This window comes from Streptomyces sp. SID12488 (assembly GCF_010548275.1).
Lineage (GTDB): Bacteria > Actinomycetota > Actinomycetes > Streptomycetales > Streptomycetaceae > Streptomyces.
Window position 1 is genome coordinate 283312 of record NZ_JAAGLT010000003.1, and the last position, 14186, is coordinate 297497.

A 14186-nucleotide genomic window follows, 5' to 3' on the forward strand; every position below is an offset into this window, starting at 1 on the left:
CCAACACGAAGAAAGCTAGCGCAGGGGACTGACAACGGCCCCGGGAGAAGGGTTTTCGCCCCCGCCGCCCCTACCCGTCCCATCCCGTTCCTGGGGGCTGCGCCCCCAGACCCCCGCTTCGGCCCTGAAGGGGCCTCGTCCTCAAACGCCGGACGGGCTGACAATCCAGCCTCTCCGGCGTTTGAGGAGCGGGGGTTCGGGGGCAGCGCCCCCGAGGACGGGACGGGTAGGGGCGGCGGGGGCGAGGGAAAAGCTTGGGTCACGCTGCCGCCGGCACCCGCACACTCCGTGCCGCCCGGGACCCCATCACCGTGACCGTCACAACCCCGGCCACCGCCAGCAATCCCAACCCCACCGTCCCCGACCAGCCACCCGCGTGGAACGCCACCGCTCCCAACGTACTGCCGGCGCTGGAGCCGATGTAGTACGCCGACTGGTACAGCGCCGACGCCTGCGCACGCCCCACCTTCGCCGTGTGGCTCACCGCCGACGACGCCACCGCGTGCCCCGCGAAGAACCCCGCCGTGATCAGCACCAGGCCCAGCAGAACCAGCGCCAGGTTGTCCGACAGGGACAGCAGCAGGCCTGCCGTCGTCGTGCCGCCGGCCAGGTACAGCGCACCCCGGCGCCCCAGGCGGCCCACCAGCCTCCCCGCCGTCGACGCCGACACCGTACCCACCAGGTACACCAGGAAGACCGAGCCGACGATGCCCTGGGGCAGGCTGAAGGGCGCCTCCGTCAGGCGGTACCCGATCACCGTGTAGACCCCGCCGAACACCGTCATGAACAGCGCGCCGATCGCGTACAGCCGCCGCAGCAAGGGGTTCGACAGGTGTGTACGGACCGTGCGAGCCAGAACCCTCGGCCGCAGCGAGCCCGTCCGGAAGTGACGCGGCGCGGGGAGCAGCAGCCGGAAGGCCACCGCGCAGCCCACGGCCACGACGCCGATCACGGCGACCGCGACCCGCCAGCCCCACTCCTGCGCGACCCAGCCGGTGATGACCCGGCCGCTCATCCCGCCCACGCTGTTGCCTGCCACGAACAGGCCGATCGCCGTGATCAGCGCCTTGGGCCGGACCTCCTCGGCCAGATACGCGGTCGCCGACGCAGGCAGCCCTGCCAGCGCGGCGCCCTGCACCGCCCGCAGCGCGACCAGCGCGCCCAGCGACGGGGCGAGCGGCACCAGCAGCCCGACCGTCGCCGCCACGGCCAGCGACCCGGTCATCACCGCACGCCGCCCGAACCGTTCCGACAGCGCGCTCATCGGGAGGACGAACAGAGCCAGCGCACCGGTCGCCGCCGACACCGTCCAGCTCGCGTCGCTCGCCGGCACCCCGAACTCGCCGGAGATCAACGGCAGCAGCGCCTGCGTGGAGTAGAGGAGCGCGAACGTCGCGACGCCTGCGAGGAACAGCGCGAAGCTCATCCGCCGGTAGCCGGGACCACCCGGGGCCATACGGGAGTCGACGACGGGGGGCGAGGGGAGCGACGGAGGGGCGGCGGCCACGATCGTGGCCGCCCCGGTACTGGCAGCAGGCATGCCTCGAAGTTACGTACGCCCCCGTTCATCCGTCCAATGCACGGAAACCCCATAATCGTTCCCATGGTGCATCAGCAGAGGTCAGAAGCTCGCCTGTCACCGTCCAGTGACACGGAAGACATTGTCACCGCCCTCGCCCCACGCCTGTCCTACTTCGCCGGAGTCGCCCGCACGGAGCACGTCACCCGCGCCGCCCAGGAGATGCAGGTCCCGCAGTCGACGCTCTCCCGGGCGATCGTCCGCCTCGAACAGGATCTAGGCGTGGACCTCTTCGCCCGCCGGGGACGGACCGTCTCCCTCACCCCCGCGGGCCGTACGTTCCTCGCCTCCGTCGAGCGGGCCCTCGCCGAGATCGAGCGGGCCGCCGACGAGGTACGCGCCGACGCCGACCCCGCCACCGGCAAGGTCGCCTTCGGTTTCCTGCACACCATGGGCGCCGAGACCGTCCCCGGCCTGCTGCACGCCTTCCGCGCCGACCATCCCCGGGTCCGCTTCACCCTCGTACAGAACTACGGCGAGGCCATGATCGAACGCCTGCGCTCCGGTGAACTGGACCTCTGCCTCACCTCGCCCGTCCCCGACGCCCCCGACCTGGTCGCCCGCCGCCTGGACGAACAGAAACTCCGTCTGGTCGTCCCCGCCGACCATCGCCTCGCCACCCGCAGGCGAGTCCGCCTGGCCGAAGCGGCCGACGAAACCTTCGTCACCCTGGAACCCGGCTACGGCCTCCGCCGCATCACCGACGACCTCTGCCAGCAGGCCGGCTTCCGCCCCCGCATCGCCTTCGAGGGAGAGGAGGCGGAAACCTTGAGGGGCCTGGTGGCGGCCGGGCTGGGCGTAGCCCTCCTGCCTCCTCCGGCTGTCCCCCGCCCGGGAGTCGCAGAACTGACGGTCACATCCCCGAGGGCGGCAAGGGAGATCGGCGTCGCCTGGCTGGACGGCCATCCAGACACCCCACCAGTGGCCGCGTTCAAGAAATTCCTGCTCTCACGCAGGGGCAACCTGCTTCCCACGTGAGGACGGGCGGACCTGTTTTCAGGGGCGCGGGGCTGTGACATTCGCGGCTCCGCCGCGTGGGCGCGACCAGCCGCCACCTGCCCGCACCCCGAACACAACCCCAACCGCCCCGAACCTACCGCCGCAAAGACCGCCCGAACCCCGCAGCCAACGGCATCCTCAACCCCAGTGGCGGCGGAGCCATCAACGCGTCCTGCACAGGCCGGGAAAACCCCCGCCCGAACAGCACCTCCATCACGAAGTCCTCCGCCAGCGCGTGCACTTCCTGCCGGTACTGATGCAACCCGTGTCCGTCCGCGTGCACTTCGAACCGGCAGATGTCCCGGTTCGCCTTCTTCGCCCGCGCCGCGAACCGGAACGACAGTTCGGGGTCGGTCCGTTGGTCGTTCGTGCCGTGCACGATCAGCACCCGCCGCGCGGTCAGCTGCCGTACCGGTTCCGGCGGCGCAGCCACATCCTCCTCGGGCAGCCAGGGCGCCAGCGCCAGTACGGAGTTGACGGCCTCGTGGTCCGCCGCGCGCAGCGCCGCCCGGCCGCCCATGTCGACGCCGGCCAGGCACACGGAGACATCGCCGTACCGTCGTACGACCTCGTCGACGGCCCAGCGCGCGTCGTGCGCGAGCATCGCCTCGGTGCCGTTCCAGCCGCGGCAGCGGTAGTGGACGACGTGCACGGCGAGCCCGTCCGTACGGCCCGCGCGGGCGAGCCGGCGGCCCAAGGTCCGTACGGAGGCGGCGGCCAGCATGGGGGACGGCCTGCGGGTCGATACCTCGTCACCGCCGGGAAGCAGCAGGACCACGCCGCTGACCGACGTCGGCTCCGGGCCCATCGCCTTTCCGAGCCGGGCCTGTCGTACCGGCGTCCCTTGGTGTGCCATGACAGAACACTCTCAGAAGCGCCGGTGTACGCGACCCGTCCTCGCGGTCACCGTTACATATCGACGGAAACGTACAGGCAAAGAGAGGGAGAAAAGGTGGGAGGGACAGCGGGCGATCTACGCGCGTAGGAGCTAGAGTGCGGAAATGACGAGCCAGAGTGATCGGACGACGAGCCAGACGAGTCGGAAGACGGCCCAGAGTGCGACCGTGACCGCGAGCGTGAGCCCCGGTCCCAGTCCCACCCCGGACCAGATCCGCCGCGCCCCCAAGGTCCTGCTGCACGACCACCTCGACGGCGGCCTGCGCCCCGGCACGATCGTCGACCTGGCCCGCGACACGGGCTACACCCAACTGCCGCAGACCGACCCCGACAAGCTCGGCGCCTGGTTCCGCGACGCGGCCGACTCCGGTTCCCTGGAGCGGTACTTGGAGACCTTCGCCCACACCTGCGCCGTCATGCAGACCCGCGACGCCCTCGTCCGGGTCGCCGCCGAGTGCGCCGAGGACCTCGCCGAGGACGGTGTCGTCTACGCCGAGGTGCGGTACGCGCCCGAGCAGCACCTCGAAGCCGGGCTCACCCTCGAAGAGGTCGTCGAGGCCGTCAACGAGGGCTTCCGGGAAGGCGAGCGGCGGGCCCGGGAGAACGGTCACCGCATCCGGGTCGGCGCCCTGCTCACCGCGATGCGGCACGCCGCCCGCTCCCTGGAGATCGCCGAACTGGCGAACCGGTACCGCGATCTGGGTGTCGTCGGGTTCGACATCGCCGGGGCCGAGGCCGGCTTCCCGCCCACCCGGCACCTCGACGCGTTCGAGTACCTCAAGCGCGAGAACAACCACTTCACCATCCATGCCGGCGAGGCCTTCGGGCTCCCCTCCATCTGGCAGGCCCTCCAGTGGTGCGGCGCCGACCGGCTCGGCCACGGCGTGCGCATCATCGACGACATCCAGGTCCAGGACGACGGCTCGGTGAAACTCGGCCGCCTGGCCTCCTATGTACGGGACAAGCGGATCCCCCTCGAACTGTGCCCCAGCTCCAACCTGCAGACCGGCGCCGCCTCCTCCTACGCCGAGCACCCCATCGGGCTGCTGCGCAAGCTGCACTTCCGCGCGACCGTGAACACCGACAACCGGCTGATGTCGGGTACCGGAATGAGCCGGGAATTCGAGCATCTTGTCGAAGCATTCGCTTATACGCTCGACGACCTGCAATGGTTCTCTGTCAATGCTATGAAGTCAGCATTCATTCCTTTCGATGAACGACTGGCGATGATCAATGACGTCATCAAGCCCGGATATGCCGAGCTGAAATCCGAATGGTTGTTCCGGCAGACCGCCTCCACCAGCGGTTCTGTCGAGGCGTAGGGCTGATTCGGGGGTCCGGGAAGCGGTCGGGTCGGTGTGACTCGACCGCTTTTCGATGTTTGCGGCGGGCGGCTTCTCGTGTTTACGGTCATGGACCGCTCACATCCCCGTCTCGCATTCAAGGACGCATTCACTATGAAGCAGTCTGCTGCCAAGACCCTCGGTGTCGCCGCTCTCGGTGCCGCCTTCGCCGCGGCGGGTGCGGGTGCCGCCAACGCAGCCCCGGCCCTTCCCGCCCTCCCGGACTCCGCCGCGCTGGGCTCCGTGACCCAGACGCTGCCCGTGGAGAGCGCGTCGAAGGCGCTGCCGGGTGCCGCCGAGGCCGTGGCCCAGGGACAGAGTGCGCTCGGCGCGGGCGTGGCCGCCGCGCAGCCTGCCGTCACGAAGGTGCTGTCCGAGGGCCCGACCGCGCCGGTCTCCGGTCTGCTCGGTGGCCTCCCGCTGCAGGGCCTGCCCACCCACGGCCTCCCGCTGAACGGCATTCCGCTCGGCTGACCCACCCCGTGAACGCGCCGATGGGGCGCACCCCTGATGAAGGGGTGCGCCCCATCGGCGCGTTCACGGGGGTCGTCGGGGTCTTGAGGGACTTCAGGGTCGTCCGGGCCGGCTACCAGGCGGCGTGGGCCTTGTTCTCGTACTTCTCGGAGGGCAGCAGGATCCACATGGCTATGTAGAGCAGGAACTGCGGGCCGGGCAGCAGACACGAGAGCACGAAGATCACGCGCATCGTCGTCGCCGAGGTGCCGAAGCGCCGTGCCAGCGCGGCACACACTCCGCCGATCATGCGGCCGTTGGTGGGGCGGGCAAGGGCGGTCATGGCGTCTCCTCGTCGAGTCCGGAAAGTCCGGTGCGTGGGACCGGCTTGTCCGGTCGCCTCATCTGCACTCAACGTTACGGACGCGAGGAGGACGAAGCATCGCTCTACGGGGCGATCCCGACCCTGGGAATCGTCGGGGTCCTACCCTGAGTCGCATCCTCCGTGCGGACGGCTGCCAGGCGCCTGCGGTCGCTCCTGCGACGGAGCCATGACCGTACGGCGGGCACCACGGCGACATACGTGAGGCCCACGCCCACCGTGTTCAGGAGCAGCGAGTCGACGTCCACGACCTGACCGGGCACGCCGGTCTGCAACAGCTCGATGCCCAGCGAGGTCATGGCACCGGCCATGACGGTACGGACGAGCGAGGCGAGCGGGGACACATCGAGGCGTCCGCCCGCCATCGGCAGCAGCACCCCCAGCGGAGCCAGCAGGGCCAGCCCCTCCGTGATGCGCTGGACCGCCTCGTGCCAGCCGAGGGTCAGATCGGCCCGTATGCCCGCGAAGGGCCGCAGGTTGGCGGGCAGCTGCCACGGGACGTCGAGCGGACGCAGCGTGATCCAGGCGACGAGCACGAGATGGGCGACGAGGAGGACACCTCCCGCCGCACGGATGCGAATGGCGGCACTTTCGCCGCCAGAACCATGACGCTGCACGCCCCCCAAGACGCGGCCACCGGCACGATCGGTTCCGGGTTGCCCCCATACAGGCGAGTGAGGCATGTGCCACACGGGAGCCGGCACCCCGCCGGGACGGGTCCCAGGACGGGTCCTAGGTGCCTTCCAGCCCCGACGACGGCGGCACCTGGGCCCCCGGCCGGGAGCGGACTTCCGGGGTGCACGCGTACCGGCGCAGCGGGTCGGTGCCCGGGCCGCCCAGGACGACGGAGCCGTCTCCGCCGGCGGCGGCCGAGTCGGAGAACGTACAGACGATCTGGGCGAGGGCGTACGAAGCGAGGTCGGCCGGGGACATGCTCAGGCGCAGGGTGTCCTGGGGATCCTTCGGGCCCGGGCCGCGCACGCTCATCCCGCCGCGTACGTCCGTCGTGTAGCGGGCCTCGGTCTCGCTCGCCGTCGGAGTCCTGGCCAGCTCGTCCAGCAGGCCCTGGGCCACCAGGACGCGCCGCTCCGCCTCCGCCGTACCGTCGGGGACGCGCACCGCGCGGTCGACGGTCACCAGCTGGGAGGAGCAGAGGAGGAACACCTGGACCCGGACGCCCGCGGACGTCTCCACGGCGACGTCCGGCGTGGAGGGCGTGGAGGGGGCGGAGGCGTCCGAGAGGGAGCAGGGGACGCGGGAGGGCGCCGGACCGAAGTCCGTCGGGACCTCGGTGGCCCGGATCCCGCACCCGGCGAGCAGCACGGCGAGCGCCCCGAGCAGCGGGACGGCCGACCAACGGCGCGCGCCACGAACACCTCGTACGCCCCCTGCGCCTCGTACGCCTCTTACGTTCGTCACGCGCTCTCCCCGTCGCCGTTCGCGCCGTCCGGCTCGGCCGGTGTCTCCGTCAGTGCCGACGGGTCCCTGGGGAGCCGCAGGGTGAACACCGCGCCGCCCTTCGGGGAGTTGGCGGCGGTGATCTCGCCGCCGTGGATGTGGGCGTTCTCCAGGGCGATGGACAGGCCCAGGCCGCTGCCCTCCGAGCGGGGGCGGGAGGCGCTCGCCTTGTAGAAGCGGTCGAAGACATGCGGCAGGACGTCCTCGGGAATGCCCGGACCGTTGTCCTGCACCTCGATCAGCAGGTCGCCGCCACCGTCGCCGTTGTCGGACGCGCACACCGACACCCGTACCGGCGAGCCGCCGTGCTTGAGGGCGTTGCCGATGAGGTTGGCCAGGATGACGTCCAGGCGGCGCGGGTCGAGCAGGGACATGATGCCGCGCTCGGCGTCCAGTTCGACCGCGTCCAGCCAGGCGCGGGCGTCCATGCAGGCCGTGATCTGGTCGGCGATGTCGACGTTGTCGAGGACCAGCCGGGCGGTGCCCGCGTCGAAGCGGGTGACCTCCATCAGGTTCTCCACCAGGGAGTTGAGCCGCAGGGTCTCGCTGACCACCAGCCGTACCGCCGGTTCGATCATCGGGTCGACGCTGCCGGTCTCCGCGTCCAACTCCTCTTCGAGGATCTCCGTCACGGCGGTGATCGCGGTGAGTGGCGTACGCAGCTCGTGGGACATGTCCGCCACGAACCGCCGCGAGGCCTCGTCGCGGGCGCTCATGTCGGCGACCCGCTTCTCCAGCGCCTCCGCCGTGTGGTTGAACGTCCGGGCGAGGTCGGCCAGTTCGTCCGTGCCCGACACCAGCAACCGGGTGTCCAGCTTCCCCTCGCCGAGCCGCCGGGCCGCGATACCCAGGCGCTGCACCGGCTTCAGTACGGTCGTCGCGGCGGCCTGTGCGAGCAGCGCCGAGCCGATCAGCGCGAGGCCGGTGGCGATGCCCAGCGACCAGGCCAGCGAGTTGAGGTCCTTCTCCTCGGGCTCCAGCGACTTCAGCATGTAGCCGGCCGGACCGCCACCGATCACCTTCGTGCCCGCGACCAGGTACGGCTTGTCGCCGTCTATGATCCGCTGCCAGTACAGGTGGTACGGGGACTTGTTGTTCGAGGTGATCGACTGCTCCTTGCCGACCGCCGTACGCAGCGACTCGGGCACGTCCTCCAGTGAGAAGGGGTCCAGCGCCCCGGAGTTGCCGACGAGCGTCCGCCCGCTCTCATCCTCGGCGACCAGCAGCACACTGAACCGCTGGCTGCTGGCGGCCATCTGGCCCGCCGTGTGCTGCAGTTCGCCCTGTGTGGGGTTGGTCGGCAGAATGCCCGCGCGGTTCTGCATCTCCTGCTGGAAGTCGCGCAGCACCGCGTCCTGCGTACGCGTGAGCACGGCCTCGCGGTTGAGCCAGTACGCGATCCCGGAGGCCGACACGGCCGCCGTCAGCGCCACCAGACCGAAGACCACGACGAGGCGCAGCCGCAGGCTGGTGAAGCGCAGCCCGGAAAGTATCGCCCTGCGCGCCGCGGCCCAGCCGCGGAGCTTGTCCTGCGGTTTGGTCACTGAGGCGAGTCCAGCCGGTAGCCGACCCCGCGGACGGTACGGATCAACGTCGGCGACGACGGCACGTCCTCGACCTTGGCGCGCAGCCGCTGCACACACGCGTCCACCAGCCGTGAGTCGCCCAGGTAGTCGTGCTCCCAGACCAGCCGCAGCAACTGCTGCCGGGACAGCGCCTGACCGGGCCGCCGGCTCAGCTCCAGGAGCAGCCGCAGCTCGGTGGGCGTCAGCTGCAGGTCCTCGCCGTTCTTCGTCACCGTCATCGCCGACCGGTCGATGACCAGCGAACCGAAGGTCGCCGAGTCGCTGGACTCCCGCTCCCCGCGCCGCAGCACGGCCCGGATGCGGGCGTCGAGCACCCGCCCCTGCACCGGTTTGACGACATAGTCGTCGGCGCCGGACTCCAGCCCGACGACCACGTCGATGTCGTCGCTGCGCGCGGTGAGCAGAATGATCGGCAGCTGGTCCGTGCGCCGGATGCGCCGGCACACCTCGAACCCGTCGATACCGGGCAGCATCACGTCCAGCACGATCAGATCCGGCCGCTGCTCACGCAGCAGCTTCAGACCGTCCTCACCGGTGGCAGCGGTGGCAACCCGGTGGCCCTGGCGGGTCAAAGACAGCTCCAGGGCCGTACGGATGGCGTCGTCGTCCTCGATCAGCAACAGGGAAGGCACGGATGCATTCTGGCCCATGGCATGGCCGGGCTGCGACTGTCAGGTGCTTGTCGGGCGATTTCGGGGTGTCGGCGGGCCTCTACCGCGCCACTCTGTGACCTTCCTGTGTTGTTCGCCGTCGTGTTCCTGAGAAGTGCCCCTGTTGCACGCCTGTGACAGTCGGCGGACACCGTCATGAAGTGGCGTGGGCAAGCTTCTCGGCACAGGCAAGGGAGCACATCGGACCGGGCCGAAGACGGTAAGTCCACGACGGGGGGCGCGAGATGAGCACGCTGCACAGCACAAGCGCGAACGCAGTGATCACGCGTCTGCACGACGTCACCAGGACCACCGAGAAGTCCGGTGCCGTGAACGGACGGGGGTGCGTTCGCGGCACCGGGCGTCAGCACACCACGTACATGTCGGTGGTTGACGCACACACGGGGGGAAGCGGAAGCGGCGCCACGGGGGAAACGGGGCGCACGGGGGCCGCGTACAGGGAGTCCACGGGGGAGCGTCGTTCGCTGTCGGAGGCGGAGTTCACCGCCTACGTCCAGGAGCGCCGCGCCTCCCTGTACGCAACCGCCTACCACCTCACCGGTGACCGCTTCGAGGCCGAGGACCTGCTCCAGAGCGCGCTGTTCTCGACGTACCGGGCCTGGGACCGGATCAGCGACAAGGCCGCGGTCGGCGGATATCTCCGCCGGACGATGACCAATCTGCACATCAGCGCGTGGCGCCGCCGCAAGCTGAACGAGTACCCGACCGAGGAACTGCCGGAGACGGCCGGCGACACGGACGCGATGCGCGGCACGGAGCTGCGCGCGGTCCTGTGGCAGGCGCTCGCCCGGCTCCCCGAACTCCAGCGGACGATGCTGGTCCTTCGTTACTACGAGGGCCGCACGGACCCGGAGATCGCGGAGATCCTCGACATCAGTGTCGGCACGGTGAAGTCCAGCATCTGGCGGTCGCTCCGCCGGATGCGTGAGGACGAGGTCCTCAGCTTCGGCCGTGACGAGGAGGAATCCTTCGGGGAGCTGGTCGCCTGAGGGTGTGGGGGAAGCACCGCTCGGGGGAGCGGTAAACGGGGGGAAGCACGGGGGAAGCACCACCAGGGGGGAACCACCGGGGCTGGGGGGCCGCGGGGGTGGCACCACACGGGGGAAGCACAAAAGAAGCGGGACTGGAGGGCCGGGGGGTCCATCCAGTCCCGCTTTTCGTGCGCGTGCGCGTGTGCGGGATGCCGGGGTGTACGGGGTGCGGGCGTCAGGCCGCCGTGCTCGTCTGTGTGCGGCGGCCCGCCGCCGCGTCCGCCAGTCTGCCCATCGCCTCGTCCCGGTCGCACGCGTGGGCGCCCAGGGCCGTCTGGCGGGCCACGATGGAGCGCTCGGCGCGCATCAGGCGCCAGCCGCGGCGCAGCAGGAACGGTACCGACTTGCGGCCCTCGCGCAGATCCCGCAGGAAGCGTCGGCGGAACGTCTTGGCCGGCCCACGGCTCAGGCAGAGCGCGTCCGCGAGGACGCCCTCCTCCCGGCAGCGCGCGACGATCTCGGCGGCGAAGATGCCCTCCGCGATGAACAGGGACGTCCGGCCGATCTCGACGCTCTCCTCGCCCGTGCGCTCGCTCAGCGAGATGTCGTACACCGGGACGTTCGTACGACCCGTGCGGCACAGCTCGGTGATCGCGGCGACCGCCGTGTCCGCGTCCCACGACTGCGGGTGGTCCCAGTCGATGTCGGTGCTTCCCAGGACCTGCGGCAGCGTCGGGTCGGCGCCCTCCTTGTAGAAGTCGTCGAGCCGCAGCACCGGAAGACCGGAGCGGGCCGCGAGGAGGGACTTGCCGGAGCCTGAAGGGCCGCAGAGCAGCACGACTCGCGTGGGTATGGACGGGTGGGAGGTCACGAGACACCAGTGTGAGGCATCGGGCGCCCGCCTGCCGACCCCGCGGGTCGGCTTTGAAAGGTGCGTCACACGTCAACTACCCTACGTGTCGATCCGATTACCCGGCGCACCAGAAGGCGGCCACCAGTCATGGCACGACGAACGTCCACCCAGAACCAGACCGCCCAGCGCGCCCTGATCGCCCTCGCGGCCACCGGCGCGGCCCTGGGGGCGGGTGCCGCGACGGCCTCCGCCGCCGAGGGCGGGCCCGCGGTGGATGTCATGCGCACCAGCCCCACCTCGCTGGGGAACATCGACCCGCAGTCGGGTCTGGCGGCGCTCACCGGCTCGGTCGGCTATGTCACGGGTGCGGTGCAGGGCCTCAAGCCCAACCCCCTCGCCGGTACGGGCGTCGACCCGCTCGACAACGGCGTGGGCACCCAGCTCGCCGACTTCCAGCCGGTTGCTTCGCAGATGCTGACCGGGCCTGTCGCGCAGGCGCAGTCGATCGGGAGCATTCCGGTGCTGGGGGAGGCCTTGGGGGTCTTGGGCGGTTGAGGTGCGGGGGAGGGGCGGGGAGCTGCTGAAAGGATGCAGCCCCGCGCCCCTACTGGCGGCCTACGGCCGCCTAGTAGGACGAACCTCCGGCTCCCAGTGAGCCCGTCGGGTGCCAGACCGTCTTCGTCTCCAGGAAGGCGGTCATGCGTTCGGTGCCCGGGGTGGCGAACCACTGCGCGTTGTCCACAGTCTGTGGACGCAGGACGCGCTTGAGGTTGTCGGCCGCCGCGATCTCCAGCTCCTTCGCGAGCACCTCGTCCGCGCCCGCCAGGTCGATCGCGTTGACGTCCTGGTGCGCGGCTAGCGACGGGGTGATCTCCGCCGTACGGCCGGAGAGGATGTTGACGACTCCGCCGGGTACGTCCGAGGTGGCCAGGACCTCGCCGAGGGAGAGCGCGGGAAGCGGTGACTTCTCGCTGGCGACCACGATCGCCGTGTTGCCGGTGGCGATCACCGGGGCGAGGACCGACACCAGGCCCAGGAACGACGACTCCTGGGGGGCGAGGACGACGACCACGCCGGTAGGTTCGGGGGAGGAGAGGTTGAAGTACGGTCCCGCGACCGGGTTTCCGCCGCCGACGACCTGGGCGATCTTGTCGGTCCAGCCCGCGTACCAGACCCAGCGGTCGATCGCCGCGTCCACCTGGGCGGTCGCCTTCGGCTTCGACAGGCCCTCCGCCTCCGCGACCTCCCGGACGAACTGCTCCTTGCGGCCCTCCAGCATCTCGGCGACGCGGTAGAGGATCTGACCGCGGTTGTACGCCGTGGCCCCGGCCCAGCCGCCGAACGCCTTGCGCGCGGCGACGACCGCGTCACGGGCGTCCTTGCGGGAGGAGAGCGGGGCGTTGGCCAGCCACTTGCCCTTCGAGTCCGTCACCTCGTACACCCGGCCGCTCTCGGAACGCGGGAACTTCCCGCCCACGTACAGCTTGTAGGTCTTGAAGACGGACAGACGTGCGTCCGGTCGTGTGTCCACTCGGGGGTCAGACATCGAGGTACGCCTCCAGGCCGTGGCGACCGCCCTCGCGGCCGAAGCCCGACTCCTTGTAGCCGCCGAACGGCGAGGTGGGGTCGAACTTGTTGAACGTGTTGGACCAGACGACGCCGGCGCGAAGCTTGTTGGCCACGGCGAGGATCCGCGAGCCCTTCTCCGTCCAGATGCCCGCCGACAGGCCGTACTGGGTGTTGTTGGCCTTGGCGACGGCCTCGTCCGGGGTACGGAAGCTGAGGACCGAGAGCACCGGGCCGAAGATCTCGTCGCGGGCGATGGTGTGCGCCTGGGTGACGTTCGTGAAGAGCGTCGGGGCGAACCAGTAGCCGGAGGACGGGAGTTCGCAGGCCGGGGACCAGCGCTCGGCGCCCTCCGCCTCGCCCGCCTCGACGAGCGAGGTGATCCGGGCGAGCTGCTCGGCGGAGTTGATCGCGCCGATGTCGGTGTTCTTGTCCAGTGGGTCGCCGAGGCGGAGGGTGGAGAGCCTGCGCTTGAGCGAGTCGAGCAACTCGTCCTGGATCGACTCCTGTACGAGGAGCCGGGAACCCGCGCAGCAGACCTGGCCCTGGTTGAAGAAGATGCCGGTGACGATGCCCTCGACGGCCTGGTCGATCGGTGCGTCGTCGAAGACGATGTTCGCGCCCTTGCCGCCCAGTTCGAGGGTGAGCTTCTTGCGGGTGCCGGCGACGGTGCGCGCGATCTCCTTGCCGACGGCCGTCGACCCGGTGAACGCGACCTTGTTGACGTCCGGGTGCGCGACGAGCGCGGCCCCCGTGTCGCCGTACCCGGGAAGGATGTTGACGACGCCCTTGGGCAGGCCCGCCTGGCGGCAGATGTCCGCGAAGAACAGCGCCGACAGGGGAGTGGTCTCGGCGGGCTTCAGGACGACCGTGTTGCCGGTCGCCAGGGCCGGGGCGATCTTCCAGGCCAGCATCAGGAGCGGGAAGTTCCAGGGGATGACCTGGCCCGCGACGCCCAGCGGCTTCGGGTTCGCGCCGAAGCCGGCGTGGCCGAGCTTGTCGGCCCAGCCCGCGTAGTAGAAGAAGTGCGCGGCGACCAGGGGGAGGTCCGCGTCGCGCGTCTCCTTGATGGGCTTGCCGTTGTCCAGGGTCTCCAGGACGGCGAGCTCGCGGGAGCGCTCCTGGATGATGCGGGCGATGCGGAACAGGTACTTGGCGCGCTCGGAGCCGGGCAGCGCCGACCACTTCTCGAAGGCCTTGCGGGCGGCCTTCACCGCACGCTCGACGTCCGCCTCGCCCGCCTGGGCGACCTCGGCGAGGACCTCCTCGGTGGAGGGGGAGACGGTCTTGAAGACCCTGCCTTCGGCGGCTTCGACGAACTCGCCGTCGATGAACAGGCCGTAGGAGGGAGCGATGTCGACGACGGCGCGGGACTCGGGCGCCGGTGCGTACTCGAATGCGGATGACCGCTTCTCGATGGTCATGGTG

General features: G+C 70.4%; 15 protein-coding genes. 5 read left to right on the forward strand and 10 right to left on the reverse strand.

The genetic code is table 11. From position 1 onward, the window contains the following. Window positions 1-259: 259 nt before the first annotated feature. On the reverse strand, window positions 260-1540 hold the full coding sequence (locus G3I56_RS07400; protein WP_164408055.1) for an MFS transporter: 1281 nt from the start codon (window positions 1538-1540) through the stop codon (window positions 260-262). Window positions 1541-1603: 63 nt separating this feature from the next. On the opposite strand from G3I56_RS07400, the gene G3I56_RS07405 reads away from it, so the two are divergent. Next, on the forward strand, window positions 1604-2557 hold the full coding sequence (locus G3I56_RS07405) for a LysR family transcriptional regulator (protein WP_203689363.1): 954 nt from the start codon (window positions 1604-1606) through the stop codon (window positions 2555-2557). A gap of 115 nt (window positions 2558-2672) precedes the next feature. Here the strand turns inward: G3I56_RS07405 and G3I56_RS07410 are convergent, their stop codons facing one another. Then, the gene (locus G3I56_RS07410; RefSeq protein WP_164408056.1) at window positions 2673-3434 is read right to left on the reverse strand and encodes an alpha/beta fold hydrolase; all 762 of its coding nucleotides are present in this window, start codon (window positions 3432-3434) and stop codon (window positions 2673-2675) included. 145 nt (window positions 3435-3579) lie between these two features. On the opposite strand from G3I56_RS07410, the gene G3I56_RS07415 reads away from it, so the two are divergent. Together G3I56_RS07415 and G3I56_RS07420 are read left to right on the forward strand one after the other, a co-directional pair. Beyond that, entirely contained in the window at window positions 3580-4797 is a 1218-nt protein-coding gene (locus G3I56_RS07415) for an adenosine deaminase (protein WP_203689364.1), read from the forward strand. 135 nt (window positions 4798-4932) lie between these two features. Further along, complete coding sequence (locus G3I56_RS07420) at window positions 4933-5292, forward strand: ATP-binding protein (RefSeq protein ID WP_164408058.1); 360 nt, start codon at window positions 4933-4935, stop codon at window positions 5290-5292. A 112-nt stretch (window positions 5293-5404) separates the two neighbouring features. Here G3I56_RS07420 and G3I56_RS07425 read toward each other — a convergent pair whose 3' ends face one another. From G3I56_RS07425 to afsQ1, 5 genes are all read right to left on the reverse strand, one after another. Further along, window positions 5405-5614, reverse strand: coding sequence for a PspC domain-containing protein (locus tag G3I56_RS07425; RefSeq protein WP_164322241.1), 210 nt, complete (start codon window positions 5612-5614; stop codon window positions 5405-5407). A gap of 104 nt (window positions 5615-5718) precedes the next feature. Continuing rightward, a complete protein-coding gene (locus G3I56_RS07430) occupies window positions 5719-6270 on the reverse strand; it encodes a VanZ family protein (protein ID WP_164408059.1) in 552 nt (183 codons plus the stop codon). Window positions 6271-6385: 115 nt separating this feature from the next. Beyond that, on the reverse strand, window positions 6386-6994 hold the full coding sequence (locus tag G3I56_RS07435; protein WP_203689437.1) for a hypothetical protein: 609 nt from the start codon (window positions 6992-6994) through the stop codon (window positions 6386-6388). A 74-nt stretch (window positions 6995-7068) separates the two neighbouring features. Beyond that, complete coding sequence (locus G3I56_RS07440) at window positions 7069-8655, reverse strand: HAMP domain-containing sensor histidine kinase (protein ID WP_164408061.1); 1587 nt, start codon at window positions 8653-8655, stop codon at window positions 7069-7071. After that, window positions 8652-9329, reverse strand: a complete 678-nt coding sequence (gene afsQ1, locus G3I56_RS07445) for a two-component system response regulator AfsQ1 (protein ID WP_189150343.1) — start codon at window positions 9327-9329, stop codon at window positions 8652-8654. The genes G3I56_RS07440 and afsQ1 overlap by 4 nt, the downstream gene beginning before the upstream one ends. A gap of 263 nt (window positions 9330-9592) precedes the next feature. On the opposite strand from afsQ1, the gene G3I56_RS07450 reads away from it, so the two are divergent. After that, window positions 9593-10357: a SigE family RNA polymerase sigma factor gene (locus G3I56_RS07450; protein WP_164408062.1), complete on the forward strand. Its 765-nt coding sequence runs from the start codon at window positions 9593-9595 to the stop codon at window positions 10355-10357. A gap of 217 nt (window positions 10358-10574) precedes the next feature. Here G3I56_RS07450 and G3I56_RS07455 read toward each other — a convergent pair whose 3' ends face one another. Continuing rightward, window positions 10575-11279, reverse strand: coding sequence for a uridine kinase (locus G3I56_RS07455; RefSeq protein WP_164408063.1), 705 nt, complete (start codon window positions 11277-11279; stop codon window positions 10575-10577). A 60-nt stretch (window positions 11280-11339) separates the two neighbouring features. Between G3I56_RS07455 and G3I56_RS07460 the strand changes: the two genes are divergently transcribed. Beyond that, window positions 11340-11747, forward strand: a complete 408-nt coding sequence (locus tag G3I56_RS07460; protein ID WP_164408064.1) for a hypothetical protein — start codon at window positions 11340-11342, stop codon at window positions 11745-11747. A 70-nt stretch (window positions 11748-11817) separates the two neighbouring features. Here G3I56_RS07460 and G3I56_RS07465 read toward each other — a convergent pair whose 3' ends face one another. Together G3I56_RS07465 and G3I56_RS07470 are read right to left on the reverse strand one after the other, a co-directional pair. Then, a complete protein-coding gene (locus tag G3I56_RS07465) occupies window positions 11818-12738 on the reverse strand; it encodes an aldehyde dehydrogenase family protein (protein WP_164408065.1) in 921 nt (306 codons plus the stop codon). After that, window positions 12731-14182, reverse strand: coding sequence for an aldehyde dehydrogenase family protein (locus tag G3I56_RS07470; RefSeq protein WP_164408066.1), 1452 nt, complete (start codon window positions 14180-14182; stop codon window positions 12731-12733). Before G3I56_RS07470 ends, G3I56_RS07465 begins: the two co-directional genes overlap by 8 nt. Window positions 14183-14186 lie beyond the last annotated feature (4 nt).